The sequence below is a fragment of the Nocardia terrae genome, from assembly GCF_009760405.1.
GTDB classification, from domain to species: Bacteria; Actinomycetota; Actinomycetes; order Mycobacteriales; family Mycobacteriaceae; genus Nocardia; species Nocardia terrae.
This window is the reverse complement of record NZ_WRPP01000001.1, coordinates 1,620,884-1,645,254: the sequence shown is the minus strand read 5'-3', so window position 1 is coordinate 1,645,254 and position 24,371 is coordinate 1,620,884. Positions and strand designations below refer to the sequence as shown.

Here is a 24,371-nt window from a genome sequence, read left to right as displayed (position 1 = left end):
GTGAGGTTCAAATTCCGGCAAACGCGACTCCACGAGACTATAACGCGGCGTAGCCGCGCCTTTGCGGCGTCGCGAGCAGACTGGCCACCGCGCCAGCATCGACTCCATGGACATCTACGACAACCCGGATTTCGAATCGCACGAGACGGTCCCGCTGGCCTTCGATGTGGATCCGCTGGTCGTCTCCCAAGCTGACGAACCCGCCATCAGCACAGCCGACGGCCCGGCCCTCTGGCATCGGACCCAGCCCCGCCAAGGCGCGTCTCAACCACGCGACAAGTGGGTCGTCGTAGAAACCCTCTGCGACCCCGGCCAACCCTCGACCGTCCTCGACGGTCGAACTCCCCGAGCCTTCACCCGGCTCAACCACTCCAGCATCGGACGGCTCGCCACAGCCGTTCCCAGCGTGACCCGCCTGATCAAGACGTGCACCGCCTCCGGTGCCGCCCAGACCGAGCGCTTCACCGCCTCCGAAGGGCAGCCGATGCGCACGATCGCCGTCCCCGTCCTCGGCCCGACCGGTTCAGTCAACGCTGTCGCCCTGTGGACCGGCCCACGCCACGGCCCCATCCCGGAGATCCCGAAAATCGGCTCCGTGGAATGGAGCGCCGCAGGCATCGCAACCAGCACACCCCCAGCCCAATACTTGCTACGGCTGTCCTATCTCGACACTCCCGCCTCGCATACCGTGCCCGAAATGCTGGCAGGCTTCCACAACTTCAGCGACCGACTGGGCTTCTTCTCCCTGTTCAACCTGGACGACCCCGTCGACCGGTGGGCAGGCACCGCGACCAAAATCTACGAAGACGGCAACGCCCACCAACTCCACATCGCCGCCCATGCCCGCGGCACGGGCCCCGACCGCACCATACGAGCCATCGTCTGCGACATCACCGACGACCAAACCCGCGCCATCCCCGACGTCAGCTCACTGGCCCTGCGCGCCATGCCAATTCCAGCCGGGCACGCCCTCGGCCTGGCAGACCTCAAAACCGGCTTTATCCACGAATGGCTCACCGAACCCGGCAGCCCGCTGGCCGGATGGCGTCACCACAACCCCCAACTCGACAACGCCAGCCAAATGCTGGCCGCAACCACTTGCTACGAACTCGCCACCAACATCCGCCGCACCGCCGATACCCGGGCTCGCGTCCGGTTCACCTCTGACGATGCGTGGATCACGCTCCACGCCCGCTGGAACCGCATCGCCGACGGCGAACGACCCCAAGCCCTCCTCGAAGTCACCCCGATCTCCTCGAAACCGATCCCTCCAGTGACGAACTGCAGCCTCTGTCACGACATGTCATGCGAGCCGACCGCTCAATGACCGAAAGCCCGAAGATCCCCGGCCGCGTACCTGCCCGGTCTTATCCTTGAATTGCGATTCAGTCCGGCTGGACCGAACAACTACCGTGGACTCGAGAGCACTTTCGCGCCGACAACGAAGGTGATCACCATGCGCCTGCATATCTCCACAGGTTCACCGCTTCCGGCCGAAGCCGAGGCATTCCTCGATGACCGACTCGAGGCCGACGCCCGGGCAGCGCACGAAGCGATTAGTGCAGCCGCCGAGAACGGCATGCGCCAGTTCACCGAAAGACAGGCCAAGTACATTCTGCTGGACCTCTACAGGCAGGCCTGCAACGACTTCACCGAGGTCCAAGCCATCTTCGGCGACGTCAACAACAGCTCGCCCCAATGGATCGAAGCCCACGAACGCGAGAAAGCCCTGCGCACCGCGCTGTACCTCGCCCTCAGTGTCTACCGGCACGATCCCGAATACAACGGTGACTGGACCAACCACCTACACCTGCTCCCCTAACAACAGCAGCAAACCCAACCAGGCTGCCAGACCCCGCCACCGACGGTGACGCAGTAGAGAGACTGGGTAGCGGTACTACTGGCGGGTGTAGCGAACTGGCAGTCCAAAGCCGCTGAGGACTGCGAGCTGCAGTGTGGTGCGGTCAGGGAAACACACTTCGAAAAAGCTCTCGGTAGGAAATTGCGGGGCGATGAGCTCGATAATCGGCTGCTTGGGTTCACGCTGGCCGGAATATCTTGGGACGCTTTCGTTTGAGACCCATTGCCACCGGACCGCGCTGTTCGGGGAAGTAGTTCCGTCGGGTTTGAACTCAATCGGACTGGGGCGTACGGGCGCCAACCACTTTCCGATCAGGAGTTCTCCGTCGGTCGGCGGGTCGACCACCGTAACCGGAGGCTGTTCGGGGCGGGGTCCTGACGATGGCGGTGGCCTGTCGGGGTAGTGCCGCGTGTCGTCGCAGGTCGAGGCAATCGGTGTTGCTGTCGCGACCGCCGGGGAGCGGTCGGCCGTGCAGCCAACTGTCGTGGCCGCGACCGCGGCGACCACCATCCAGACCATCGAACTGCTTCGCATCCACCCACTCCTAACGATGATGCGACTGCGGTGAGCTCCGCCAGCACAAGCCCTCAATAGCTAATTCACGGCAATCTATCAATCCGGACCGCCATGCCTCGCCACGATGCCGCGGCAGGCCCGATAGACACGGTCATCGACTGGAGGACGTTTGCCGTGGCGGTGAGCCATGTGCTCTGCGATTCGTGTCTGGCTTCGGGAACCGGCAGCAGAGCGTTCGCGGCCAAGCAGAGGTGAGCGTGTCACCGATGTGGCCAACCCTGGAAACCGTTGCCGAGCGCTGGGATTGGGCGCGGCTGCGCATGCTGCTGTACCGGACCTACGGTCATCCCTCGATCCGCCGGCGCGCCCGCATCCTCGCCGCCCGCCAGCTACAGCTACTCGCCGAATAGGGGCAACTGGCTCGACGGACCAGCGGCTCCGCCGGTCTTACGCAGGCAGTGCGCGCACGTGATCGGTTCACGGGTCGGCTGCAGCGCGGCCGGAGACCAGCCCGCGACCCCGGTGTGGCACAGCAGTTCCGGGACTTCTTCCTCGCCCACCCACTCACCGAGGGTGACCGCGTGCACCGTGCGGCCGGTGCGCACGATCGCGTGCACACCTGGGTCACCGAAGCGAGCCCGTGTGGAGGCTGCCAGAGGCGCGATATCGGTCATGAACTCAACGATAGGGATCGCGGCCGACATCGCTTTGCACGAACCGCGCCTGGCTGCCGACTGTCGTACTGTGACATCTCGGCCGTCCCGCTGCCTCCATGCTGCCTTTGGGAAGGCGCTGCAACGCAGAATTCACGATGTTCGTCCGCAGGAATCCATTGCAAAACATGAGCATCCGTCCAGCGATACAGTTCGATCCGGAACGATCGACACGGCGAGGAGACGAAGATGGCTGAAGCAGATCAGAACCCCACCTCGGGAAACGATGCGGTTAGTGCCCTGATAAACACCAATGAGATCGTCAAGAAGAACTTGAACGATCTCCTCAGCGGTGTCAGCCAGGAAGCCGAGGAAGATTAACGCCCCCGCGAACACTCGCTAGCCGCGCTGTTCGAGCCGGCACAGCGAGCCGAGCCTCGGCGACCCCTTGTTCCCCTGCTTCCTCATACAGGCGGCCCTTCAGCGGAAGGAAGGCGTCAAGGGTGCCGTAGACATCGCGGAGCGACGCGACGGAGGAGTGCCCTTGCGGAGCCTGGTAATGCGCGCCCATCGGCACTCTCTCACTGGCGGCGGCCGTATGGCGTCCTGCCCGTTGATTTGCGACGCCCCGCGCTGGCCGCGTCGGTCAGCGTGCCTCGCGGCAACGTAGTGCGTTCTGGGTTTCGTTGTGGCTCTGCCTATTTCTCGTTACCGGTCACGGTTGTGGCTTCCCGTAGGCCGGTGGCGTGCTGGGCGGCTTCGGTGCGGGTGTTGACGCCGAGTTTGCGGGTGATGTGGGTGACGTAGTTGCGGATGGTGTTCTCGCTGAAGAACAGTCGGTTGGCGATCTGCCGGTTGCTCAGGCCCTCGGCCAGCAGCAGCATGATCGTCATCTCCATGGTCGTCAACGCGGCCAGCGGGCTGTGGTCGCCTTGGTTGTGGCGGCGCAGCGCATGCATCAGGACCGGGGTGGCGTGGCTGTCGAGGCGTGATTGTCCGGCGGCGAGGGCTTTGACCGCGTCGGCGAGGGCGAGTTCGGTCAGGTCTTTGATCATGTATCCGGCGGCTCCGGCGTCCACGGCGGCGAGCATCGCTTCGGGTTCGATGTCGGCGCTCAGGATCAGGCAGCGGGTCGCGGCGTTGGCGGTGTGCAGGTTTCGGCAGATCTCGAGCCCGTCGCCGTCGGGCAGTCGGGGGTCGAGGATCACCACGTCGGGTTTGAGGCCGGGCAGCAGGGCTTGGGCGCGGGCGCGGGTGTCGGCCTCGCCGACGACGGACACGGCGGGGTCGAGTTCGAGCAGATCCGCGATGGCGTCGCGGACGACCCGGTCGCGGTCGATGAGGACCACGCGCACCGGGTGCCGCCGTGAAGGCGGCGGCCGGTCCGGGCGTGAGAGGGGATGGGGGTGGGAAGTCATCACTTCACGATGCGCCGCCCGGCAGGTTCCGTGTAGCGCCCGAAGGACACCGACGGTGAGGACTTTCGCCACGTAAGGGCCCACAGCGGCGTCAAGCGATTGTCACGGGGTCCAAGGTCGCGCACCACCGTCTGGAGATCAGCGCATTCGACGGCTGGGTGCCGACGGCCGTCCTGAACCGAGCGATCAGCGGCATTATGGTGTGTTTGATGGTGTCGTGCTGCGTCAAATCGGCCGTGACACCTGGTCGCCTTGTCGGGTTCATGGATCATCGCTTGCTTGGCGCGCGGTGGGTGGAAGAGAGTCAGAGCTGTGGCGGTACAAGATCCGGTCGATAGCGATGATGCGGTGTGGCGGCAGCCATGGGATGTGTTCGACGCGGGCAATTCGGACTGGAAGTCCCGGTGCCGCGGCCTGATCAGCATCGCGGCACTCGTGGCGCCAGATGAACCGTCACTGGCCGAGTACTTGCGATGGGTACCGGCATTGAGTCTGCGAGCTCAATTCGATGAGGTCGACGTGAGGGACCTGCTTCAGGATGAAGATTTGGAACTCACCGTCCTCGATCTCGGTGCCATCGAACTGGATGATATCGAGCCCTACCAGTTCGGCTTCGAGACGTTGAAGGGATTGCTCTCCGCGCTGCTGTCCCTAGGGCTGTTGATGTGTGCCGACTGGAAAGCAGACCCGAGGGAAATCCGCGATGGCCTGGAGAGATTGCGCTCCTATCCGGAGGGGATGTCGTGGGAGTGGTTCGAGGCGGCGGCACAGGACTACGAAGTGGCGATGGAGACCGGCGACCGATTCTTCGAATTGCTCGGCAAGCACAGCCGCGCCGCTGGGGCCGTGCTGGTCGGAATCAACACCGAAGCTGACTCGATGGCACTGGGTTTCATCCCTGTAGAGCGGGCGGACGCTGAGGTCCTCCGAACCTCCAACGATATCGAACCCATACCCAAGATCGGATAGCCCGTCTGCTCGGTCCTCGGCTATAACGGACGGTCCGCCGACGTCGGATCGTCACGGCCAGTTGATCTTCCGACGCCCCGCGCTGGCCGGTTCGGTCAGCGCGGCTCGCGGCAGGATAGCGCGTTCGATGTGGACCAGTTTCGGTCTTCTTGTAGCCGTGAGCTCGCTCTATCTGTGTTGGAACGCGCGCATCACCTTCTGGCGGACCAACTCACGAAGAAGCTTGTCCGCGTGTGGATCCATGCCCTCGGCAACGAAGACTGCATCGGTAAACGAGTCGACGTCCGTAGGCGGCGATGCACACAACCTGCTCTTTTCATCTAATGGCAGACAAAAACCCAGTTCGACACACAGGTTGTCAAGTAGGAACCTGACGTCTACGCCATCAGCACTCATACGAGGAAGTCTGCCCGAGATGATCTCTGCCCGTGGGCTTCAACCGCGCGCGGGTGACACTCGGGTGCCAGTTCAGTGCGTTCTCCGGCGGGGTACCGCGGCCGTCCCGAACCGAGCGATCAGCGGCAAGAGCGGATATTCGGGGCTCGCTGCCGGGCGACCGCGGACCACCAGGTCTACGGTTGTTTGGTATGGCGAGCAGGGACATTGTGGTGACGGTGGGCGAGGATGACTGGCTCACGCTCAGCGATGCTGCCGAGTGTGCGGGGATGAGCGTGGAGGCATACGTCTCCTGGGGTGTGCGGATCCTGGCGCTCCAGGCCCGGCCCGGCGGGGCAAAGCAGGGCGGACGCGCGGGGAGTCTGAGCGCTGGACGGCACACGTCCCGATCTGCGGAGGAATCGGAGTCCGCTGCCTGGACGGACACCTTCACCGAGCGTTTGTCGCACCGGGCCGATCGAAAACCGAAGGACTAGTGGGGCAGCCGGTGTCGAGCCACCAGGCACCAGGGCCACTCCGAACGGCCTTGTAAGCGGCAGTACAGCGCGTTTTGCGGACCAGGTCAGTTGGACTCGACTATGAGGAATTGGCGGATTTTCTCCTGAAGCCCATGGACGGCGTCCAAGGGCCAGTCGGATCCATGGCTCATTCCGGGATAGCGGTCACAGCGTGCGACGAACTGTCTTTCGGCCGGGGACCACCGAATCCGGTACGCGGCATCGTGGACCTTACGTTCGACGTCCTCCATTGCGGGCCTCGATTCCTACCTGCCATTCGATCAGTCAAGCGTCGTGCTGGACGTGAGTGCGGCGGTAGTGACCTCCGACCCTAATCAGGTGGGTCGGTAGACACCGCCTGACCCACGATTCGCATCTCGTGCCGAACGGTCCGGGCGCGCACCATCAATAGGGTGGATAAGGCATTCGTCGATCATGTGGCTCATGCCCGCGCGGTTCTCGAGCAGGCCCGCGCTATGTCCCTACGGGCGCGTCAATCGTCTAGGGCTGCTGCGGAGTACGCGCGGCACGCCCGGGAGTACGTGGTCATGGCGGAGTCGGTGACCCTGGCCGCGTTGGAGCGCCAACGTCAACGCCGTGGCTGGGGATAGTTCGATGAAGTCTTCGTAGCCGGTCGTCGTGAGGTGGAGCACACTGTAAGGACCGCACCGGCGGACAGAACGGCGGGCTGCGAGACGGGGACCTGGGGAAGGGCGTTCTCGCAACCCGCTGGACCTCATGACACGTAACGGCCGGGGGTGCCCGCGGAGTCGCCCGGAGCGCTCCGCTGGCCACACACCGTGCGCGACAATTCGGCCCATGTAGGGCGTACCCATCCTGATGGCTGGCAACCGCTGCGCGCCCGAACTCTTTTGCGGTGTCTATGAACACGCGGCCCTCGGCATGAGCGCGCACTGCTGGCGGCGTACGGCGCTCTGCCCGTTGATCTTCCACGCACCCGCGCTGGCCGGTTCGGTCAGCGGCATGTCAGCGTGTTCGACCGGCCTTCTCCGGTCCGAACAGACTTGTCAGCGGCATTTCAGTGCGTCTTCTGGCCAACAGCACGTAGAACCTCTGCAAGCCAGACCAAGTGGTGTCCAATCGCCTGATCCGCGTCGGCAAGTAGGTCTGTCAGATGCTGCCATGACCACGAGAGCTGACCGATCGTCAGGTTGGACGGAACTCTATCGACGACGTACAGCTCGTCCTGCGGGATCGACCAGAAGTAGTCCTCGTCCAATCGGACGACGTCGCCCTCGGTGGCCGCCTCGACATGATCCAGTAGCAAGTTGAACGCTCTGCGCAGCTCGGTGAGGGATACGTCCAGGTTCCATTCGGTCATGCGCGTCATCATGACGGGGTAGCTCCGACGCACTTAACTCGGCACGATGGTGATTCGACCGGCCGCACCCGTGTCGTCCGAACGACCTTGTAAGCGGCATGGCAGCGTGGTATTCCGACTGGTGGCTGCAACACCCGAGGCCCGTAAGAATCCGTACGGTACGTTTCACTTATGAGCGATCCGGTGCAATCGCCTAGGGCGCTAGCTCCCGAATGGGCGTCATGGCTCGAGGAAAGCATCCAGCGCGGTTGCGCCGCGGAGTCGGTGATCGACGCCATGGCCGACGGCGGGATGGACCGCGAGTCCGCTGCGGTACTTGTTTATCGCGCCATTTCCCGCCACGCTTCCCGGTTTCCCCCGCAACCAGCTCGGGACTACACGTTTCTCAAGGAGCTGGCCAAGCTCGCGCTGCCCGATAGCGAGGTCCTCCGTATCACCGAGGGGCCGCGGGAAAACTCCACGTCAGGGTTGATAGAACTGCATTTCCTCATGGACGCAGCCCTGTCGCCCGAGCACCCTGCCTACCGTGCGCCCGAATCTGGAGCAGGTCCCTTTCGAGCCAGACTCAGCCTCGGCTTCAACAACGCCAGGGAGGTGCGTTGGCTGCGCAGCGGACCCGACGCCGGAAAACCGGCTGCACCAATGGGCGGCATCGACGCCATGACATTGGAGGACGGCTACTGGGAGATAGTCGGAAGCTGGGGCCACGTCCTTGTCAGCGGTTCGCCTCAAGTGTGGTACGGCCCCAAACCCGACTGGGCCCGCAACGACAAGACGTACTTCGAGATCAGCCCCGAAGCTCCCGCCGTATCGGGCAATTACCGCGACGAGGAGCACGGGCGGATGTTGGAACTGGACTTCGTGTACTCGGTGCGCAGCGAAATCATCACGTCTTTGGGAACCTACGCGGTCACCATTCCGCTAGCTGATGCCTTGCGGGACAGTGGCATGACCGGTTTCGAGTTCGTGCCTGCCACCACCTCGATCGAAGACTACGTCGAGGACCCGCAGGAGTTGGACATCCCAGAGCTGTACGGCATGTGGATCACCGGCACCGCGTTCATCGACGACTTCGGGCTCACACCGAAAGGCGATCTGGTGCTCACCCAACGAGCGAAAGAACTGCTGACCACCCGCGACCCCAACCTCAGTGCCGAGGAACTGGACTGGACCGGCCGGAGTCTGTTCATCGCCCGGAGCTTCCAACTGCCATCGGAGAAACCTGAATCCTGACCACCGACGACACCGACAGCAAACGCACCAAACTCGGCATGAGCGCGCACCCGCGGTCGGTCCGGCGCATCAGCCGGAAGATCGAAAACGGTCGGCCCCAACGATCTTCAGGGCCGACCGTTTGGCCGTTTCGAACCGCACGACTCGCAGCTAGAATAGTGCGTTTCCCCAGCCGAACTCACCGCGCACGCTGTCAAGGATTCCGATCGCGCGGTGCGCCTCCGGTATTGATGGCCTTTCCGGATATCGGCGGTGTTGCCGGTCTGGTCAGGAGCAGACCGCGGCCTGTAGGGAATTAGCCAGCGGCAGCAACGGGCTCGACGCGCCGCCGGTGGCCTCGATCAGAAAGACCAGGGGGTAGGAGACGATCGCGCACTGCGGCGAGGGCGGGGGCGGTGTTGCCGCAGCGGTACCGGTACCGGTGATCACCGCTCCGGCGGTGAGAGTTCCGGCGATGGCGGCGGTGGCCAGTAGTGCGCGCATATCGATCCCAGCTTTCTTCGGAGGGGCATCTTCGCTGTCGTAGACAACTCACAGCAACTATCGAATCCGCGGGACTCGGTATTTCGTCATAGCGCCCACCGATGACCCATCTCTCTCCGCGAGCCGCGTAGTGATCTCCTTCACAGCAGTCACTGGTGAGGCCGCTGCCGCGGCTGTGCCGGGAGCCAGCACGCGACAGCGGTAGAGGAACCCGGCAGTTGCGGACGTTCCCGGTACGACGAAGGCCCCGAGATGATCTCGGGGCGTTGATCTTCAGCTAGGCCGCCTGGCCAGTTCGAGTCGCGAGGTATGCGGCTAGTAAGACACTGGTGTCAGGATCGGATCCCGGCCAGGATCGGGTCCAGGTGCCCGGTGGGATGCTCCTCTTATGCGGCTGCCCACCGTCTGGATTGGTGTGGCTCTCTTTTGGCTTGCCTCCCACCGGTCACCGTGCAGGGAGTGGCTGAAGAGGGGTCTGCCCCATGCTCGTACTAGCGGTGCCCTCCCGCACGGACACCAACGAAGTCAGCGAGCACGGGAGGGATGATGAGGGTCATCATCGGGATGGATCCGCACAAACGCTCGGCCACCATCGAAGCCGTCGACCCGACCGGGCGCGTTCTGGTCACCGGCCGATACGCCACCGACAATGCGGGCTTCACGGAAATGCTCACCGCCGGAAGACGATTCGCCGATCGGGTATGGGCGGTCGAGGGATGCAACGGCATCGGACGCCACCTGGCACACCGGCTGGTCCACGACGGCGAGACGGTGATCGACGTGCCGACGAAGCTTTCGGCGCAGGTCCGGGTGTTCGCCACCGGTAACGGCCGCAAGACCGACCCGGTCGATGCCCATTCGGTCGCGCTGGCCGCCTTACACGCGCCGGGATTGCGGCGCGTCGAAGCCGATCCGGACCTGGTGGCCCTGGGCATGCTCGCCGGCCGCCGCGACGAACTCGGCCGCGCTCACACCGCGATCCTGTGTCGGATTCACCGGCTGCTGCTCGAGCTGATTCCCGGTGGCGCCAAGGTGTTCCTCACCGCTCGACAGGCCCGCGCGTTGATCGCCGAGGTCACCCCGCACGACGCCGCGTCGCGGGTCCGGCGGCGGCTGGTCGAGGAAATGATCGAGGAATTGGAGACCATCGACCGCAATACCCGCGCCGCGGACAAAGAACTGCGCCAGCTCGTCCTCGACCGCGGATCCACACTGATGGGCCTGCACGGCATCGGACCATCCTCAGCGGCAAGGCTTTTGGCCGACACCGGCGACATCCATCGATTCCGTGACCGGGACCGGTTCGCGTCCTGGAACGGCACCGCACCCCTGGACGCGTCCTCGGGCGAGCAGCAACGCCACCGCCTCTCCCGCGCCGGCAACCGCAAGATCAATCGCGTTCTGCACATCATGGCCATCGTTCAACTACGAAACCCCACACCCGGGCGCGTCTACTACGATCTGCGCAAGACCGGCGGCAAGACCTCGATGGAAGCCCTGCGCGCACTCAAACGCCGACTCTCCAACGTCATCTACACACGGATGCTCGCCGACCAGCAACGCCGTGAATTAACAGGCCCGGGAGGGCAATCGGGAACGACTACTGACTCCAGCGCGACCGGTTCCAACCCGCACACCGATCCTTCGGACAAGCCACATCCCGGACCCACATTCCAGGCTAACCCCAACCCCACTCCGAGGGGTTGACATAGAGGGGGAGCCAAAAGCGGACGTTCGCGCGGACCGAGCGGTGCTCGGCTTGATCACTTCGCCGACACGGCCGTCACTCCGTAGGCGGCGACTTCGGTTCCCTGCGGGTCGACCACAGCGAGCGCGGTCGGGATGACCGCTCCTCCGCTGACGACCAGCGACGGAACGCCGTTCACGTAACGCAGGCTCAGCGCGCCCACGTCCTCGGCCTTGACCTCGTCGGCCGGGATAACATCTACGGCAGCAGCCTCGGGAGTGGCGGACGGGTCGATCTGCACAGATGCGCTCTTGACGGATATATCTATATAGCCCATGCCAAAAATTCCGTCGAACCTGGCAGTGATCGGCACAAGGTTCGAATCCACAGTGGCCGGAATGATCCCCACATCGGTTGTTTCTGGGGTGGCCTGCTCATCGGACACGGTGTTGCCTCCTCCCGGTCGGCCCGATGCCGACCATGTGAGATGATCTCATGACTACGTACCCAACTATGCCGAAATCGTAAGTGGCCGTTCGAAACTGGACAGTCCGTGCGCGTCGGTGCCTCGTCGGTAGCGGCCCAGCGGATCACGAAACTTCGGAACGGCTGAAATCGGCGATGCAGGATGTTCCGCCGACCTCAGATCGCTTCGGCCGCTTGATCTTCGCGCTGGCCGCTTGAGTCAGCGCGACATGGAGCCATGAGCGGAGGTTGCGCTACTCAGCCGTCATTGCCGATGCCCAAATGCGCATCCCCGTGCATGACCTCAAGCTGCTCGGAGAAGTCGGAAAATCTCTGCGCGTCCGGTGCGCGCGGCTCGGGCGGTTCGAGGCTGGGCGCAGCCGTCTCTGCTTGCGTGGCCTTGGGATCCGGGCTCTCCGGGACGGGTTTCGTCTCTGCCATGACACTCCTTCCGGAGTTGACTGCCTGTCGTACCTCGAAGGGTATCGCTGGACGAACGATCAAATATGGCAATGAATTACTCCGGACAAGCGTCCGGCACTCGGCTGGTTAATGCAGGACGTTCTGCCGTGGCCGCGAGGCATGCGCTCTGCGGTTCGTGTCTGGTTTCGGTGAGTTGCCCATCCAGGGCCATCGTGAGGGATGAGTACTTCCTCCGACCTGGATGTCTCGTTCGCTGGTGATGATCTCGTCCTGCGGCTTGCGTCGCTCGCCTACCTGGCACGATTCTCCGTCGTCTCGCGCGTCCATACGAGATCGGATCTGCGCCTGTACTTTTCGTGGTGCACCGAGCGAGAACTGACCCCCTTGGCGGTGACACCGACCGAGGTCGAGCACTATTCGCTGTGGATGCGAGAGACGCGCCACTTCAAGCCCGCCACCATCGCCCGCCGCCTGGCTGTAGTGGCGGGGTTCTACCGCACCTGCGTGATCGACGGCCTGCTCGAGCACTCGCCCGCCGAGTATGTTCGCCGGCCGCGCGTGTCGAACGAGTCTCCGACACTGGGACTTTCACACCTACAGTTCGAGGCCCTGCTGGTTGCGTCCCGAGACTCAGACAACCCCACGGACTTCGCGCTGGTCGCCATGCTCGGACTCCTCGGACTGCGCATCAGCGAGGCATGCCGCTGCGATGTGACCGACCTTGGTGAGGAACACGGCCACCGCGTCCTGCATGCCCTCGGCAAGGGTTCGAAGATCGCGCTGATTCCGTTGCCGCCCGCGGTCGGGCGTGCGATGGACCGCGCCGTCGACGGCCGAGTACAGGGGCGATATTGCTGAACCTGCGAGGAAGGCGGATGGACCGACATTGCGCCACCCGCCGCTTGAGGCGGCTGGCGGACGTCGCGGTGGTCCGGCTACCGCGTATGCATCCCCACATGCTGCGCCACACCTTCGTCACTACCATGCTCGACGCCGGAGTCGACCTGCGCGACGTCCAGATCGCCGCCCGCCACGCCGACCCCCGCACCACCATGCGCTACGACCGCGCCCGCACCAACCTCGACCGCCACCCCAACTACATCCTCGCCGCCTTCATGGCCTCAGCCACATGACATCTCAACATCTTGCATTGCCGAGATTGGTGCTCACGAAAGGGTGATTCGGACGTCTGCGGGTTTCCTTTGCCCCATGCGCCGTGATCTCCGGTGAGAGAGGCCGACGCACGGGCGTGGCATGCCCAGAGCGGTGCAGGGACAGGCCAGACCCGGCCAGGTTTCACCCAAGCACCAGCTCGGCAGATCCATCCGGACGTCGGTGGAGCGCGCCCAGACGAATGAGACGCACCTGCAACAAACGTGTCTTCACCTGAACGGTGTTCGTCGACCTTTCGGACATCTGCGCGATAGCGGCAATACCCCAGATATCCAATTGTGACCACCCCGAGGGGTGATTTTCGGGAACTTTGCGGCCAGTACGGGGTGCACACAGTCGAAGAGCGCATTCCCTGGACGAGGCGCTTGACCCAACCACCGCAACGGAGGGTCCATATTCCGTATCCCGTTGTATCGCAACGGGACCTATCCGATCATGCACCCGACCAAAAGGATACGGCCATGTCCGACCCGGAACAGAATTTCGAACGCCTCCAAAATTTTGACTGCTGGATGAGCACTGAGGAGGTTGCCGAGAGGCTGAAAATACCTCCGAAGACGCTGGCGAACTGGGCATCACTTGGAAAGGGTCCCCGCTTCGCGAAAATCGGCCGCTTTCGCAGGTACAAGCTGAGCGACCTGCTCGCCTGGGAGCAGGCACTGCCAGTCCGAGGCAGCACCACGCAAGAGCAATCCGGCGATTACCGCAATGCTGCCTGAGCAGGAACCGACAAACGTCTCTAAGGAGTAATCCATGGCCCAGGTGCCGTTGGAGCCCGGCGCTATGCCACCGAAGGATAGGCTCGTTCCAACCAAAGGATCGGACGGTATATGGAGGCTCAATCAGGTCCGCCATCGGTCACACAGCGGTGAATACGTTCGAACCAGCGGCAGCGGCAAGACCCGCCGAGAATGTATGGACGATTGGGAGTCAAACTTCAAAAAGAACGTGCAGAAGGGCTCGAAACGTCGACGTCGTGGTCACAGGACGCAGTTCTCCCCCACCGACAAGATGAGCAAGGTCTTTGCTGAGCTGGATGCGCAGTACAAGGCTAAGGTGGAGGCCGGAAAAATGTCCGAGGACACTTATACCAATTATCGCTGCCATATCTACCCACCGGCGAAGAATGCGAAGCGCAGTAACAACCCCGACGCGTTCAAACTCGATACGGAGATGGGAAGCCTCAGCATCGCCGAGGCCGCCGACGCGGCATGGATTGCTGACTTTCTCGACGAGGTGGCGGACAGCGCACCCAGCACCGCCTACCACCAACATCGCCAGCTTTGCTCAGCCTTCAAACTAGCGGTGCTACGCAAGGGCATCGAACCCGCCGCAAACCCGATGCCATATGTACCTCGACCGTCCAGCGACGGCGCAAAGCCCCGACCGCTGACTCCTTTCGAGCAACGCGGCGTCCTGCGCAGCATCGAAAATTGGCTGGACGAGGGTCGCGGCGAGAGCCGCTACCTCCGGATGCTGTACCTCCTACTTCTCGGTACGGGGATGCGGCCAGGCGAAGGGTTGGCAGCGCGGTGGTGCGACGTCACCAAGGAGGACTTCGATGGCGTCACTAGGTCCGTGCTTCACGTCTGCGCCACCGTCAGATGCAAGGCGAATATCGGCCCGTATCGGAATCCTGGGAGGAAGAGCGGCAACGAGTACAGACTGGTGCTCCCCGACTGGCTCGCAACCGAGCTGGATTCCGAGAAGGAAAAAGTATCGCCCGCCGTCGATACCCTGCCGATCCTTCAGGGCCCCAGGAGCGCCGCAGGGTCATGGGTAAGCGTGTCCAACGCCCGCATGGCCGTCTATGCCGTGCGAAATCGGAGTGAGTTCAAGACATTCCGCTTGTCGGACCTTCGAGACACGGTGGCCACCCACGTCGCCACGGCGACGGGTGACGATGAACGCGCCAGCGCTCAGCTGGGGCATCTGGACGGCAACAAGTCGATGGCCCAGCGGCACTACATCCACCAGGGCATTCGCCGCATGGTGGCAGTCGACAACGCCGCGGTCATGGAACTACTGGATCCGGCCAAAGTTACACCAAACGTACGATTTCCGGCCCGTTCCAGCAGTCCGCAACGCCCTGACCAGCGGAAATAGCTAATCTTTCTTCATCATCTCGTAGATGCGCTTGCAGTCCGGGCAGACTGGGGAGCCGGGCTTGGCGGAGCGGGTGACCGGGAAGACCTCGCCGCAGAGGGCGACCACGTGGGTGCCCATGACGGCGCTCTCCGCGATCTTGTTCTTCTTCACATAGTGGAAGACCTTGGGAGTGTCGTTGTCGGTCGATTCGTCGACCGTCTCGTCCGGACGGACCAGGGTGTCTGTGCTCACGACGTCCATGATGCCAGGATGCGCTCGAGCGATCACCGCAAGCCCGTGACGGGGGCGGGCGTGTGCATCCGACGCGGTGTAGTGGAAGACTCGGGGGTATGCAGCGTGACGGCGAATCCCAGGCCGACGGCACCAGCGGCGAGGATCGCCCCGACGTCGAATTCCATCCCGCCGGTTCGATCCCGATGCCACCGCGGGCGTCGCAGGGCTACTTCCCGGGCGAGCAGAAGCAGCATCCGGCGCTCATCACCGAGGCGTCGACATCACTCGAGGATCAGCATCGCGCGCGGGTTCGGCGTTACATCGCCATCATGTCGTTCCGCATTCCCTGCCTGATCGGCGCGGCGGTCGCCTACAGCATCTGGCACAGCTGGTGGCTGTCGCTGCTGATCATCGGAGTCTCGATTCCACTGCCGTGGATCGCGGTGCTCATCGCCAACGACCGCCCGCCCCGCAGCAAGGACGAACCCAGCCGGTGGGACGGGCGGCGCGATCAGACCGCCTTGGAATCCGGTAACCACAAGGCCATCGACGGATAACTCGGCTCTCGAAACTCTCAGGGGCAAACCCCTGAAACCCCACGCACAGGGGGAGCCCGCTGGGCTAAGCAGCCGCCAACTCGGTCTTCGGGCGGCGGATGCTCGCCGAGAAGATCGCCGCCAGCGCGCACAAGCCGCCCGCGATGAACCAGGCCATGGTGTAGCTGCCCTGCACGTCGCGGATGACGCCCGCGCCGAAGGCGGCCAGAGCCGCGCCGACCTGGTGCGAGGCGAAGACCCAGCCGAAGGCGATCGGCCCGTCCGCGCCGAAGTTCTCGCGGCACAGGGCCACGGTCGGCGGGACGGTGGCGATCCAGTCCAGGCCGTAGAAGATGATGAACGCCCAAGTGGTCGGGTGCACGTCCGGACCGAGCAGGATAGGCAGCCACAACAGTGATGTGCCGCGCAGGGTGTAGTAGGTCACCAGCAGGTAGCGCGAGTCGAATCGGTCGGTGAGCCAACCGGAGGCGATGGTGCCCGCGACGTCGAAAAGGCCGACGGTGGCGAGCAATCCGGCCGCGGTGGTGGCGGGCATGCCGTGATCGTGCGCGGCACTCACGAAATGCGTGCCGATCAGGCCGTTGGTGGATGCGCCGCAGATGGCGAATCCCCCTGCCAGCAGCCAGAACACGGGCTTGCGGGCAACGGTCGCCAGAACCGTGATCGCACGTGCGGCACTGCCGGGGACCGAGGTGCGCACGCCCGCCGCGCTGTCGGATTCGGCTCCGTAGGCCCGGACGCCGACATCGCTGGGGAAATCGCGAATGAACAGCAGCACCAACGGCACTACCGCCAGCGCGACTACCGACACCACCAGAGACGGTGTGCGCCAGCCGTGATCGTGGGCCAGTGCGGCAATGAGAGGCAGGAATACCAACTGCCCGGTCGCGCCCGCGGCGGTGAGTACACCGGTGACCAGACCCCGGTGCCGCACGAACCAGCGGCCGGTGATGGTGGCCACGAACGGCATGGACATCGACCCCACGCCCACACCGACGAGGACGCCCCAGGTCGCCATGAGCTGCCACGGCCGCGTCATGAACACGGTCAGGCCGCTGCCCGCCGCGATCAGCACCAACGCGCACGCCACCACGCGGCGAATCCCGAACCGGTCCATGAGTGCCGCCGCGAACGGCGAGATCAGACCGTACAGCAGCACATTCACCGAAACCGCCGCTCCGATGAGGCCATGTGACCAGCCGAATTCCTCGTGTAGCGGATCCATGAGCACGCTGGGCACCGACCGGAACCCGGCCGCACCGATCAGCGCGATGAATCCGACGACCGCCACACTCCATGCCGGATGCGGTCCCCGACGCGCGACCGGGCGTGAAGACCGAGACCGACCGGCCGACACGTCAGCTGCCGACGAGTTGGGTGTGGTGACCGCGCCCTCCTCCCCCAGCCTGTCCGCCGACCGCCGACGTGGCGTCGGCTCCGCGGTCGGCGGGTCGCCCGCCGCCGTCAATGCGGTTGCGCGTTCGGCGGATTCCCGTTCGAGATCGTCGGTCAGTTCACTCACGCGATCGAGCCTGACGGAAAAGCCCTTTCCGAGCGAGTGGCCTGAATGCCACAATGCGTCAAGATTCAGCCACCGGCGGAGGGAAGGTCATGCCACCCAAGCGTCCCGAAGAACGTTCTCCGGGTAGTGCCCATCTCAGGCCGCCACGCCGTGCCGGTAGGCGTTCGGCCGAAATCCGCGACTCGCGGGCGGATCGAGTCCGCGAGGGGATCGAGGCAGAGAGCGTCCCCACTGTCGACCGGCAACCGACCCCGCCCACACCACATGTAGTGGCCGTGCTCGTGCTGGAGCCGACGGTCGGATTCGATATGGCGATTCCGCCGATCGTGTTGGGCTCGGCGGTCGATGCGGACGGGAACCCGCTCTATGAAGTGCGGACCTGTGGTCTCGGCAGCGGCGGTGTCGTCGCCACCGGCGGTTACACCGTCATTCCCGAATGCGGGCCCGAGCTGCTCGCACGCGCCGATACCGTGATCGTGCCGGGTACCCGAATTCCCGCCCCGCGCACCGACGGACAGCTGCCGCCGGAGTTGGCGGCGGCGCTGGCCACCATTCGGTCCGACGCGCGGATCGTGTCGATCTGCACCGGCGCGTTCGTATTGGGCGCGGCGGGCATTCTGGACGGTCGGCGTGCGACCACGCACTGGCAATTCGCGGATCGGTTCCGCGCGCTCTATCCGAACGTCCTGCTCGATGAGAATCAGTTGTTCATCCAGGACGGAAACGTCTGGTCCTCAGCGGGATTGGCCGCGGGCATCGATCTGTGCCTGCATCTGATCCGCACCGATCACGGCAGTGCGGTCGCCAATGGCGCGGCCCGCTACTGCGTGGTGCCGCCGTGGCGGGAGGGCGGGCAGTCGCAGTTCATCGAGCGGCAGGTGCCCGAGGCGGGCAGCGACGGCACCGCGCCGACACGCCGCTGGGCGCTGCATCATCTCGATCGAGAGCTGGACCTGAACTCCCTTGCCGCGCATGCTCATATGAGCGTGCGCACCTTCACCCGCCGGTTCAAGGCCGAGACCGGGATGGCGCCGGGGGCGTGGATCCTGCAGCAGCGTGTCCGGCACGCCCGGCACCTGCTCGAGACCACCGACCTGCCCATCGACGAGGTGGCGCGCGCCGCGGGCATGGGCACCTCCGCGTCCTTGCGTCACCACATGCGCCTGGAGCTGGGCGTGCCCCCGCTGGCCTACCGCAAGACCTTCCGCAAGCGCGAGACCCTGGAGACAGCATGACCGAGACTCTGGAGACAGCATGACGATTCGCTGGGTGTGGGCCTTCCTGGACCGTCCCGCCGCACAATTCGACAGCGCCGCCGAGTTCTGGACCGCTGTCACCGGCACCACCTTGTCCCCGCGCCGCGGCGACCACGACGAATTCGTCACGCTCCTACCGGAATCCGGTGCGGCCACGGTCAAGATGCAGGCCATCGGCGGCCCGGCCCGCGTGCACCTGGACCTCGACGTGGACGACGTCTCCGCGGCCACCGATCGGGCCGTCGCCCTCGGCGCGACGCTGGCCGAGGACAATGTCCTCACCGAGCACATCGGCTACGCGGTACTGCGCTCCCCCGCCGGAATGACGTTCTGCTTCACGCCTTTCCACGACACCGCGGGCCCGCTCGCCCCCACCGTCGTGGGGCCCTCCGGCGACCGCAGCCGCCTCGACCAGATCTGCCTGGACATCGGCGACAGCGATTACGCGCGGGAGGCGCGCTTCTGGACCGATCTGACCGGCTGGGCGTGGCGGCCCGGCAGCCTGCCGGAGTTCTCCCGGCTGTCCCCCCGCCCGGACCTCCCCCTCGATCTGCTGCTGCAGCGCCTCGGCGAAAACCGGCCCACCTCAGCACATCCCGATCTCGCCTGCACGGATTTCGAGGCCACCGCGGCCTGGCACGAGAAGCTGGGCGCACGGCGCGTGGAACGCGGCGCGAACTGGATGGTCATGGCCGATCCGACCGGCCAGCCCTACTGCCTGACCGGACGCAAACCGGCCTGACCCCGAACAACCTCGAAACCCCGGACGTGGTCCGGGGTTTCGAGGTTGTTCCGGGGTTTCAGGGGAAACCCCTGAGAGCCACCGAGAGTTGGTTATTCCACCGAGAGTTGGTTATTTCCGCTCGGTTTGCGGCTGACGCCGCGCCTCGCCGGAGTTGGCCAGTGCCTCCAGGTCCTCGAGGAACTTGTCGATGCTGTCGGCCCGCTGCTGCGGGGACCCGAGCTGCTCGCGCACCTTCTCCTCGGTGAGGGCCAGCATGGCCGCGGCCAGATCGGTTTCCAGGTCGCGAATCATCTGCCTGCGGTACTGCAGAATCTGATCGCGGCCTTGCTTGCGGACCCGCTCCACCTCGGCCGCCGCCGCCTCGCGCATCTGGATGATGATGCGGTCGGCGTCGGCGCGGGCCTCCTCGCGCATACGCTCGAGTTCGGCCTGGGCCTCGGCCACGGCATTGTCGTAGGCGGCCTTGGCGGAGGCCAGTCGTTCGGCGGCCGCGTCGCTCTCCTCGAGCTGCCGCCGAATCTGGGCCTGGGCGTTGTTCATGATCTTCTTCACCGGCGGCACAACGTATTTCACGAAGAACCACACGATGACCACGAACCCGAATAGCTGGCTGAAGAACACGGGCCAGTCGAAGGTGATGTTGTAAATACCCTCGGCGAGATGGGTATCGGTGAGGATCATGCAGACCCCCGTCCTCTCTGCTGGCCCGCGCTGGTCCGGGCACGATCGTTGCTACCCAGGACCCGGCCGGCCAGGTTCTGGGCGAGCGGTTCGACGGCTTCGCGTAGTTCGGCGGCCACCTGGTCGGCCTCGGCGCGCAGGTGCGCCGTGGACTCGGCCACGATCTGGTCGGCCTCTTTCTGCGCCTCGCCACGCATTTCCTCGAGAATGGCCCGCCCCTGCGCCCGCGCCTGGTTACGGATGTCGGCCGCCTCCTGGCGGGCCTTCTCGAGTGCTGATTCGTAGCGCGCCTCGGCTTCGGCGAACGTTTCGCTCGCCTCCTTGGCGGTGGCCGTCGTGACCTCGACGCGTGCCTCCCGCTCCGCCAACACTTTTCGTATGGGTGGAACCACGAAGAACCAGATGACCGCGAGCACGATCAGGAAGATCAATAACTCGGCGAAGAAGGTGCCGTTGGGAACCAGGAAGTTCCCCGCGGCCTCGACATCCGTTCTGGGAGACATGATGACGTCTACTTACCTGGAGTAGCGAATACGAACAATGCCATGAACGCTAGATTGATGAAGTACGCCGCTTCGACCAGACCGACGGTCAGGAAGAAGTTGACGCGCAAGCGGCCTTCGGCCTCCGGCTGCCGGGTGACGCCATTGATCAACGCCGCGCCGGCGAGACCGTCACCGATACCCGCGCCGATGGCACCGCCCGCCAGGATGATGCCGCCGCCGATGAGAGCGCCCTGGACGATACTCGCGGTTGCTGGGTCTGCCATTTTTCACTTCCTTTTGCAAAAAGGTTGCCACACAGAACGACTGGAGTCGTTCAGTGGTGTTCACTCTCCAGCGACATCGACTGGCTGAAGTACAGGATGGTCAGCAGGGCGAAGATGAATGCCTGAATGGCTCCGACGAACAGGTCGAAGATCTTCCAGATGGCATTCGGACCCCAGCTGATCCAGAACGGGAACAACGTGATCACCGAAACCATGACGCCGCCCGCGAACATGTTGCCGAAAAGTCGCAAGGACAGCGACAGCGGCTTGGCGATTTCCTCGACCACATTGATGAGCACCATGGGGCCCCAGCCGGTGTGACCCTTGAGCAACTGCTTGATGTGCCCGCCCGGGCCGCGCCGGTAGGCACCGGCGGCGTGGTAGAGCAGGAATACGAACAGCGCGAGCGAGAGCGTGAAGTTGAAATCGGACGCCGGCGGCGCGATCAATTCGCCGGAGCCGTACTGCAGGGGCAGCACCGACAACCAGTTCGACAACAGGATGAAGGTGAACAGCGTGACCGCCAGCGGCAGCACGAACGGCGCGATCTTCATGCCGATCGCCGTCTCCACCTGATTGCGCATCTGGACCGTGATGGTCTCGAAGAACAGCTGCACCCCGTTGGGCACGCCCGAGGTGATCTTGGCTCGCAGGTAGAACGACAGGCCCAGCACGATCAGCGCGGCGACCCCGGTGGACACGATGGTGTCCACGTTGAAGGTCATGCCCCACAGGTGCGCCTGGGCATGGTCGCCGACATGGATCTTGGAGTCCCCCGAGGAGTCCTCGGCGGCAAGCAAAGTGGAAATGCTCATGATTGCTGTCGGAGCCCTTTCACCTCGGGCAGAACGGTGTGCAGGACGAGGATCAATTGGAACAGGGCCAGCCCGAAGAAGATTCCGACACCGTAGGGCCGAGTCAGGAAGGCCACCAGAATCGACAACCCGGTCAAAATGATCAGACGGGACGCCGAGGACAACGCCAGCTTTTGTTTGCTGGGAGTTTCCGCATCGGTGATTCGAACAATAGCCATCCATGTGAGCCGGGCATTAACCCAGCCGAGCATCAGACCGGTGCTGACGAATACGCCCAGCAACAATCGATCCAACGCTCCTGTGACCATCAATGCCAGTATGCCGAAAGCGATTGCAATAGCAGTCGCTCTGCGCATCCGGAGCCTGTTGAGGTCCAATACGACACCGCCTCGCCGTCATCCCACCTCGTAGTGGGGCCGTGCATGATCAGTAGCATACACAGCCCAACCACGTTGCGGGGCAGTATTTTTGATCTTCAAATTGTTGATCTTGAAATTCCGAAACCCCTTTCAGCGAACTTTCCGCCACTTTATTCGGACCTCAGTGCTGCACAGCCTTTTCGGCTCCGACGCCGGTCAGCGACCTCACTTGCATCTCGACATACTTGGCGCCGTCACGTTCCCTCGACAAGACGGTTCCCAGCCAGCCCAGAGCGAACGAAACCGGGATGGACACCAGCCCGGGGTTCGAGAGCGGGAACCAGTGAAAGTCATGGGATTTGATCATGGCCGTGGGCGCTCCGGAGACCGCCGGTGAGAACACGATCAACACGAGGGTGACGGCCAGCCCGCCGTAGATGCTCCAGAGCGCGCCCGCGGTATTGAAGCGCCGCCAGAACAACGAGTACAAGATGGTCGGTAGGTTTGCCGAAGCGGCCACCGCGAACGCCAGCGCCACCAGGAACGCCACGTTCTGATTCTTTGCCAGAATGCCGCCCACGATCGCCAGCGCCCCGATCACCACCGCGGTGATCCGCGCGACCCGGACCTCACCCGAGCCGTCACCCTTCCCGCGCCTGAGCACATTGGCGTACACATCGTGCGCGAAGGAGGCCGACGCGGTGATGGTCAGCCCCGCGACCACGGCCAGAATCGTCGCGAATGCCACCGCCGCAACGAATCCCATCAGTACCGGCCCGCCCAGTTCGAGGGCCAGCAGCGGCGCGGCCGCGTTCTCCTTGCCGGGCGCCTTGGCGATCTTCTCCGGTCCCACCAGCGCGCCCGCGCCATAGCCGAGCACCAGGGTGAACAGATAGAAGACCCCGATCAACCCGATCGCCCAGACCACCGAGCGCCGCGCGTCCTTGGCCGTCGGCACCGTGTAGAAGCGCATCAGCACATGCGGCAACCCGGCTGTGCCGAGCACCAGAGCCAGTGCCAGAGAGAGGAAGTCGAGCTTGGTCGTCCCGTTCTTGCCGTAGCGGAAGCCCGGCTCCAGCAGCTTCGCGCCGGTCTTGCCGCCGTGGTTCACCGCGTCGGCCAGCACGCTGGACAGATTGAAGTCGTAGCGCCCCAGCACCCACACGGTCATGGCCGCGGCCGCACCGATCAGCAGCACCGCCTTCACGATCTGCACCCAGGTGGTGCCCTTCATACCGCCCACCAGCACGTAGACGATCATGATCGCGCCGACGACGGCGATCACCAGATTCTGTCCCGCCGAAGTGGACACGCCCAGCAGCAGCGAGATCAGCACACCCGCGCCCGCCATCTGCGCCAGCAGATAGAACAGGCTCACCGCCAGCGTCGAGGTGGCGGCCGCGGCCCGCACCGGCCGCTGCCGCATCCGGAAGGCCAGCACGTCCCCGAGGGTGAACTTGCCCGTATTACGCAGCAACTCGGCGACCAGCAGCAACGCCACCAGCCAGGCCACCAGGAACCCGATGGAATAGAGGAAGCCGTCGTACCCGTACACCGCGATGGCCCCGGCGATACCGAGGAAGCTGGCCGCCGACAGGTAGTCACCCGAGATGGCGATGCCGTTCTGCGCTCCGGAGAACGCGCGCCCGGCCGCGTAATAGTCGGCGGCCGTGCGGTTGTCGCGGCTGGCCCACACCACGATGCCCAGCGTGATGGCCACGAAGATCGCGAAGATGGTGATATTGAGTCCCGGTCGGCTGCCTTCGACGGCCGCGGCCATATAGACGTTCATCACGCCTGTCCTTCCAGTTCGGCGCGGATCTCCTCGGCCATCGGGTCCAGGGTCCGGTCGGCGTAGCGCACGTACAGGCCGGTGATGACGAAGGTCGAAAGGAACTGCAGCAGGCCGAAGACCAGCCCGACGGTGATGTTGCCGATCACCTTCTGCGACATGAAGTGGTGGGCGTAGTCGGCCAGCAGCACGTACAGCGCGTACCACGCCAGGAACAGGGCGGTCATCGGGAAGACGAAGCGCCGGAAGCGAGAACGCAGGCGCTGGAACTCGGGAGTGTCGTAGACCTGCGACCAATCGGGATTCGGTCCGCCGGTCTGGGTTTCAGTTGTCAACTGCGATACCTCCTGGTGATCCAGGTCACAGTAGCAACCGATATCGTTGTGTACGGGGCGAATAACCGCAGGTGAGATCGCGAATTCATGGATAAGTGAGCC

The 24,371-nt window shown here is 64.3% G+C and carries 31 protein-coding genes; 16 read left to right on the top strand and 15 right to left on the bottom strand.

What is annotated here, in order from left to right; translation table 11 throughout:
• Window positions 1-106: 106 nt before the first annotated feature.
• The 3 genes from GPX89_RS07605 to GPX89_RS07595 all read left to right on the top strand — a co-directional run bounded on the left by GPX89_RS07605 (window position 107) and on the right by GPX89_RS07595 (window position 2,787).
• Window positions 107-1,327 carry a GAF domain-containing protein gene (locus GPX89_RS07605; protein ID WP_157386503.1) on the top strand — a complete coding sequence of 407 codons (1,221 nt, stop codon included), beginning with the start codon at window positions 107-109 and terminating at the stop codon, window positions 1,325-1,327.
• 129 nt (window positions 1,328-1,456) lie between these two features.
• Window positions 1,457-1,822, top strand: coding sequence for a hypothetical protein (locus GPX89_RS07600; RefSeq protein WP_157386502.1), 366 nt, complete (start codon window positions 1,457-1,459; stop codon window positions 1,820-1,822).
• An 821-nt stretch (window positions 1,823-2,643) separates the two neighbouring features.
• Complete coding sequence (locus GPX89_RS07595; RefSeq protein ID WP_157386501.1) at window positions 2,644-2,787, top strand: hypothetical protein; 144 nt, start codon at window positions 2,644-2,646, stop codon at window positions 2,785-2,787.
• Here GPX89_RS07595 and GPX89_RS07590 read toward each other — a convergent pair.
• Complete coding sequence (locus tag GPX89_RS07590; RefSeq protein ID WP_198347291.1) at window positions 2,773-3,051, bottom strand: hypothetical protein; 279 nt, start codon at window positions 3,049-3,051, stop codon at window positions 2,773-2,775. The two genes, GPX89_RS07595 and GPX89_RS07590, sit on opposite strands and share 15 nt — an antisense overlap.
• A gap of 228 nt (window positions 3,052-3,279) precedes the next feature.
• Between GPX89_RS07590 and GPX89_RS45340 the strand changes: the two genes are divergently transcribed.
• Complete coding sequence (locus GPX89_RS45340) at window positions 3,280-3,411, top strand: hypothetical protein (protein WP_268893250.1); 132 nt, start codon at window positions 3,280-3,282, stop codon at window positions 3,409-3,411.
• A gap of 317 nt (window positions 3,412-3,728) precedes the next feature.
• Here the strand turns inward: GPX89_RS45340 and GPX89_RS07585 are convergent, their stop codons facing one another.
• Window positions 3,729-4,448, bottom strand: a complete 720-nt coding sequence (locus GPX89_RS07585) for a response regulator (RefSeq protein ID WP_157386500.1) — start codon at window positions 4,446-4,448, stop codon at window positions 3,729-3,731.
• 312 nt (window positions 4,449-4,760) lie between these two features.
• Here GPX89_RS07585 and GPX89_RS07580 point away from each other — a divergent pair, with 312 nt between their 5' ends.
• The 3 genes from GPX89_RS07580 (at window position 4,761) to GPX89_RS07570 (ending at window position 6,921) form a co-directional block, all read left to right on the top strand.
• The gene (locus GPX89_RS07580) at window positions 4,761-5,417 is read left to right on the top strand and encodes a DUF6630 family protein (protein WP_157386499.1); all 657 of its coding nucleotides are present in this window, start codon (window positions 4,761-4,763) and stop codon (window positions 5,415-5,417) included.
• Window positions 5,418-6,004: 587 nt separating this feature from the next.
• On the top strand, window positions 6,005-6,289 hold the full coding sequence (locus tag GPX89_RS07575) for a hypothetical protein (protein WP_157386498.1): 285 nt from the start codon (window positions 6,005-6,007) through the stop codon (window positions 6,287-6,289).
• A 434-nt stretch (window positions 6,290-6,723) separates the two neighbouring features.
• Window positions 6,724-6,921 (top strand): hypothetical protein, encoded by a 198-nt coding sequence (locus GPX89_RS07570; RefSeq protein WP_157386497.1) that lies wholly within the window; start codon window positions 6,724-6,726, stop codon window positions 6,919-6,921.
• Window positions 6,922-7,349: 428 nt separating this feature from the next.
• Here the strand turns inward: GPX89_RS07570 and GPX89_RS07565 are convergent, their stop codons facing one another.
• Complete coding sequence (locus tag GPX89_RS07565) at window positions 7,350-7,652, bottom strand: hypothetical protein (protein ID WP_157386496.1); 303 nt, start codon at window positions 7,650-7,652, stop codon at window positions 7,350-7,352.
• A gap of 171 nt (window positions 7,653-7,823) precedes the next feature.
• Here GPX89_RS07565 and GPX89_RS07560 point away from each other — a divergent pair, with 171 nt between their 5' ends.
• Window positions 7,824-8,885: a hypothetical protein gene (locus GPX89_RS07560; protein ID WP_157386495.1), complete on the top strand. Its 1,062-nt coding sequence runs from the start codon at window positions 7,824-7,826 to the stop codon at window positions 8,883-8,885.
• 267 nt (window positions 8,886-9,152) lie between these two features.
• On the opposite strand, the gene GPX89_RS07555 is transcribed toward GPX89_RS07560, so the two are convergent.
• Window positions 9,153-9,368: a hypothetical protein gene (locus tag GPX89_RS07555; RefSeq protein WP_157386494.1), complete on the bottom strand. Its 216-nt coding sequence runs from the start codon at window positions 9,366-9,368 to the stop codon at window positions 9,153-9,155.
• A 546-nt stretch (window positions 9,369-9,914) separates the two neighbouring features.
• Here GPX89_RS07555 and GPX89_RS07550 point away from each other — a divergent pair.
• Window positions 9,915-11,075 (top strand): IS110 family RNA-guided transposase, encoded by a 1,161-nt coding sequence (locus GPX89_RS07550; RefSeq protein WP_157386493.1) that lies wholly within the window; start codon window positions 9,915-9,917, stop codon window positions 11,073-11,075.
• A 56-nt stretch (window positions 11,076-11,131) separates the two neighbouring features.
• Here GPX89_RS07550 and GPX89_RS07545 read toward each other — a convergent pair whose 3' ends face one another.
• Together GPX89_RS07545 and GPX89_RS07540 are read right to left on the bottom strand one after the other, a co-directional pair.
• Entirely contained in the window at window positions 11,132-11,500 is a 369-nt protein-coding gene (locus GPX89_RS07545; RefSeq protein WP_157386492.1) for a hypothetical protein, read from the bottom strand.
• A 278-nt stretch (window positions 11,501-11,778) separates the two neighbouring features.
• Window positions 11,779-11,961: a hypothetical protein gene (locus GPX89_RS07540; protein ID WP_157386491.1), complete on the bottom strand. Its 183-nt coding sequence runs from the start codon at window positions 11,959-11,961 to the stop codon at window positions 11,779-11,781.
• A 201-nt stretch (window positions 11,962-12,162) separates the two neighbouring features.
• Between GPX89_RS07540 and GPX89_RS07535 the strand changes: the two genes are divergently transcribed.
• The 4 genes from GPX89_RS07535 to GPX89_RS07525 all read left to right on the top strand — a co-directional run bounded on the left by GPX89_RS07535 (window position 12,163) and on the right by GPX89_RS07525 (window position 15,222).
• Window positions 12,163-12,801, top strand: coding sequence for a tyrosine-type recombinase/integrase (locus GPX89_RS07535; protein WP_198347290.1), 639 nt, complete (start codon window positions 12,163-12,165; stop codon window positions 12,799-12,801).
• A gap of 17 nt (window positions 12,802-12,818) precedes the next feature.
• Window positions 12,819-13,076 carry a site-specific integrase gene (locus tag GPX89_RS43745; RefSeq protein ID WP_235946688.1) on the top strand — a complete coding sequence of 86 codons (258 nt, stop codon included), beginning with the start codon at window positions 12,819-12,821 and terminating at the stop codon, window positions 13,074-13,076.
• Window positions 13,077-13,577: 501 nt separating this feature from the next.
• Entirely contained in the window at window positions 13,578-13,835 is a 258-nt protein-coding gene (locus tag GPX89_RS07530) for a helix-turn-helix domain-containing protein (RefSeq protein ID WP_157386490.1), read from the top strand.
• Window positions 13,836-14,031: 196 nt separating this feature from the next.
• The gene (locus tag GPX89_RS07525) at window positions 14,032-15,222 is read left to right on the top strand and encodes a site-specific integrase (protein ID WP_157386489.1); all 1,191 of its coding nucleotides are present in this window, start codon (window positions 14,032-14,034) and stop codon (window positions 15,220-15,222) included.
• On the opposite strand, the gene GPX89_RS07520 is transcribed toward GPX89_RS07525, so the two are convergent.
• Window positions 15,223-15,456 carry a DUF3039 domain-containing protein gene (locus GPX89_RS07520; protein WP_033088556.1) on the bottom strand — a complete coding sequence of 78 codons (234 nt, stop codon included), beginning with the start codon at window positions 15,454-15,456 and terminating at the stop codon, window positions 15,223-15,225.
• Between the two features lie 185 nt (window positions 15,457-15,641).
• On the opposite strand from GPX89_RS07520, the gene GPX89_RS07515 reads away from it, so the two are divergent.
• Entirely contained in the window at window positions 15,642-15,995 is a 354-nt protein-coding gene (locus tag GPX89_RS07515; RefSeq protein WP_235946951.1) for a DUF3099 domain-containing protein, read from the top strand.
• A 64-nt stretch (window positions 15,996-16,059) separates the two neighbouring features.
• Here the strand turns inward: GPX89_RS07515 and GPX89_RS07510 are convergent, their stop codons facing one another.
• Window positions 16,060-17,352, bottom strand: a complete 1,293-nt coding sequence (locus GPX89_RS07510; RefSeq protein ID WP_328601661.1) for an MFS transporter — start codon at window positions 17,350-17,352, stop codon at window positions 16,060-16,062.
• A gap of 434 nt (window positions 17,353-17,786) precedes the next feature.
• On the opposite strand from GPX89_RS07510, the gene GPX89_RS07505 reads away from it, so the two are divergent.
• The gene (locus GPX89_RS07505; protein ID WP_328601593.1) at window positions 17,787-18,752 is read left to right on the top strand and encodes a GlxA family transcriptional regulator; all 966 of its coding nucleotides are present in this window, start codon (window positions 17,787-17,789) and stop codon (window positions 18,750-18,752) included.
• Window positions 18,753-18,771: 19 nt separating this feature from the next.
• Entirely contained in the window at window positions 18,772-19,515 is a 744-nt protein-coding gene (locus GPX89_RS07500; protein ID WP_157386486.1) for a VOC family protein, read from the top strand.
• A 111-nt stretch (window positions 19,516-19,626) separates the two neighbouring features.
• Here GPX89_RS07500 and GPX89_RS07495 read toward each other — a convergent pair whose 3' ends face one another.
• The 7 genes from GPX89_RS07495 to GPX89_RS07465 form a co-directional block, all read right to left on the bottom strand.
• On the bottom strand, window positions 19,627-20,199 hold the full coding sequence (locus tag GPX89_RS07495; protein ID WP_157386485.1) for a F0F1 ATP synthase subunit B family protein: 573 nt from the start codon (window positions 20,197-20,199) through the stop codon (window positions 19,627-19,629).
• On the bottom strand, window positions 20,196-20,702 hold the full coding sequence (locus GPX89_RS07490; RefSeq protein WP_157386484.1) for a F0F1 ATP synthase subunit B: 507 nt from the start codon (window positions 20,700-20,702) through the stop codon (window positions 20,196-20,198). The genes GPX89_RS07495 and GPX89_RS07490 overlap by 4 nt, the downstream gene beginning before the upstream one ends.
• A gap of 8 nt (window positions 20,703-20,710) precedes the next feature.
• Window positions 20,711-20,968, bottom strand: a complete 258-nt coding sequence (locus GPX89_RS07485) for a F0F1 ATP synthase subunit C (RefSeq protein ID WP_040810042.1) — start codon at window positions 20,966-20,968, stop codon at window positions 20,711-20,713.
• Window positions 20,969-21,018: 50 nt separating this feature from the next.
• Window positions 21,019-21,783: a F0F1 ATP synthase subunit A gene (atpB, locus tag GPX89_RS07480; RefSeq protein WP_157386483.1), complete on the bottom strand. Its 765-nt coding sequence runs from the start codon at window positions 21,781-21,783 to the stop codon at window positions 21,019-21,021.
• A complete protein-coding gene (locus tag GPX89_RS07475) occupies window positions 21,780-22,091 on the bottom strand; it encodes a hypothetical protein (protein ID WP_235946687.1) in 312 nt (103 codons plus the stop codon). Before GPX89_RS07475 ends, atpB begins: the two co-directional genes overlap by 4 nt.
• A 232-nt stretch (window positions 22,092-22,323) precedes the next feature.
• Window positions 22,324-23,934, bottom strand: a complete 1,611-nt coding sequence (locus GPX89_RS07470) for a solute symporter family protein (protein WP_157386481.1) — start codon at window positions 23,932-23,934, stop codon at window positions 22,324-22,326.
• The gene (locus tag GPX89_RS07465) at window positions 23,934-24,269 is read right to left on the bottom strand and encodes a DUF485 domain-containing protein (protein WP_235946685.1); all 336 of its coding nucleotides are present in this window, start codon (window positions 24,267-24,269) and stop codon (window positions 23,934-23,936) included. The genes GPX89_RS07470 and GPX89_RS07465 overlap by 1 nt, the downstream gene beginning before the upstream one ends.
• Window positions 24,270-24,371: the final 102 nt, after the last annotated feature.

Coding starts and splice junctions, on each gene's coding strand:
- GPX89_RS07605 (WP_157386503.1), top strand. CDS start 107: ATGGACATCTACGACAACCCGGATTTCGAATCGCACGAGACGGTCCCG.
- GPX89_RS07600 (WP_157386502.1), top strand. CDS start 1,457: ATGCGCCTGCATATCTCCACAGGTTCACCGCTTCCGGCCGAAGCCGAG.
- GPX89_RS07595 (WP_157386501.1), top strand. CDS start 2,644: ATGTGGCCAACCCTGGAAACCGTTGCCGAGCGCTGGGATTGGGCGCGG.
- GPX89_RS07590 (WP_198347291.1), bottom strand. CDS start 3,051: ATGACCGATATCGCGCCTCTGGCAGCCTCCACACGGGCTCGCTTCGGT.
- GPX89_RS45340 (WP_268893250.1), top strand. CDS start 3,280: ATGGCTGAAGCAGATCAGAACCCCACCTCGGGAAACGATGCGGTTAGT.
- GPX89_RS07585 (WP_157386500.1), bottom strand. CDS start 4,448: ATGACTTCCCACCCCCATCCCCTCTCACGCCCGGACCGGCCGCCGCCT.
- GPX89_RS07575 (WP_157386498.1), top strand. CDS start 6,005: ATGGCGAGCAGGGACATTGTGGTGACGGTGGGCGAGGATGACTGGCTC.
- GPX89_RS07565 (WP_157386496.1), bottom strand. CDS start 7,652: ATGACCGAATGGAACCTGGACGTATCCCTCACCGAGCTGCGCAGAGCG.
- GPX89_RS07560 (WP_157386495.1), top strand. CDS start 7,824: ATGAGCGATCCGGTGCAATCGCCTAGGGCGCTAGCTCCCGAATGGGCG.
- GPX89_RS07555 (WP_157386494.1), bottom strand. CDS start 9,368: ATGCGCGCACTACTGGCCACCGCCGCCATCGCCGGAACTCTCACCGCC.
- GPX89_RS07550 (WP_157386493.1), top strand. CDS start 9,915: ATGAGGGTCATCATCGGGATGGATCCGCACAAACGCTCGGCCACCATC.
- GPX89_RS07540 (WP_157386491.1), bottom strand. CDS start 11,961: ATGGCAGAGACGAAACCCGTCCCGGAGAGCCCGGATCCCAAGGCCACG.
- GPX89_RS07535 (WP_198347290.1), top strand. CDS start 12,163: ATGAGTACTTCCTCCGACCTGGATGTCTCGTTCGCTGGTGATGATCTC.
- GPX89_RS43745 (WP_235946688.1), top strand. CDS start 12,819: ATGGACCGACATTGCGCCACCCGCCGCTTGAGGCGGCTGGCGGACGTC.
- GPX89_RS07530 (WP_157386490.1), top strand. CDS start 13,578: ATGTCCGACCCGGAACAGAATTTCGAACGCCTCCAAAATTTTGACTGC.
- GPX89_RS07525 (WP_157386489.1), top strand. CDS start 14,032: ATGGACGATTGGGAGTCAAACTTCAAAAAGAACGTGCAGAAGGGCTCG.
- GPX89_RS07515 (WP_235946951.1), top strand. CDS start 15,642: ATGCCACCGCGGGCGTCGCAGGGCTACTTCCCGGGCGAGCAGAAGCAG.
- GPX89_RS07500 (WP_157386486.1), top strand. CDS start 18,772: ATGACGATTCGCTGGGTGTGGGCCTTCCTGGACCGTCCCGCCGCACAA.
- GPX89_RS07495 (WP_157386485.1), bottom strand. CDS start 20,199: ATGATCCTCACCGATACCCATCTCGCCGAGGGTATTTACAACATCACC.
- GPX89_RS07490 (WP_157386484.1), bottom strand. CDS start 20,702: ATGTCTCCCAGAACGGATGTCGAGGCCGCGGGGAACTTCCTGGTTCCC.
- GPX89_RS07485 (WP_040810042.1), bottom strand. CDS start 20,968: ATGGCAGACCCAGCAACCGCGAGTATCGTCCAGGGCGCTCTCATCGGC.
- atpB (WP_157386483.1), bottom strand. CDS start 21,783: ATGAGCATTTCCACTTTGCTTGCCGCCGAGGACTCCTCGGGGGACTCC.
- GPX89_RS07475 (WP_235946687.1), bottom strand. CDS start 22,091: ATGGTCACAGGAGCGTTGGATCGATTGTTGCTGGGCGTATTCGTCAGC.
- GPX89_RS07470 (WP_157386481.1), bottom strand. CDS start 23,934: ATGAACGTCTATATGGCCGCGGCCGTCGAAGGCAGCCGACCGGGACTC.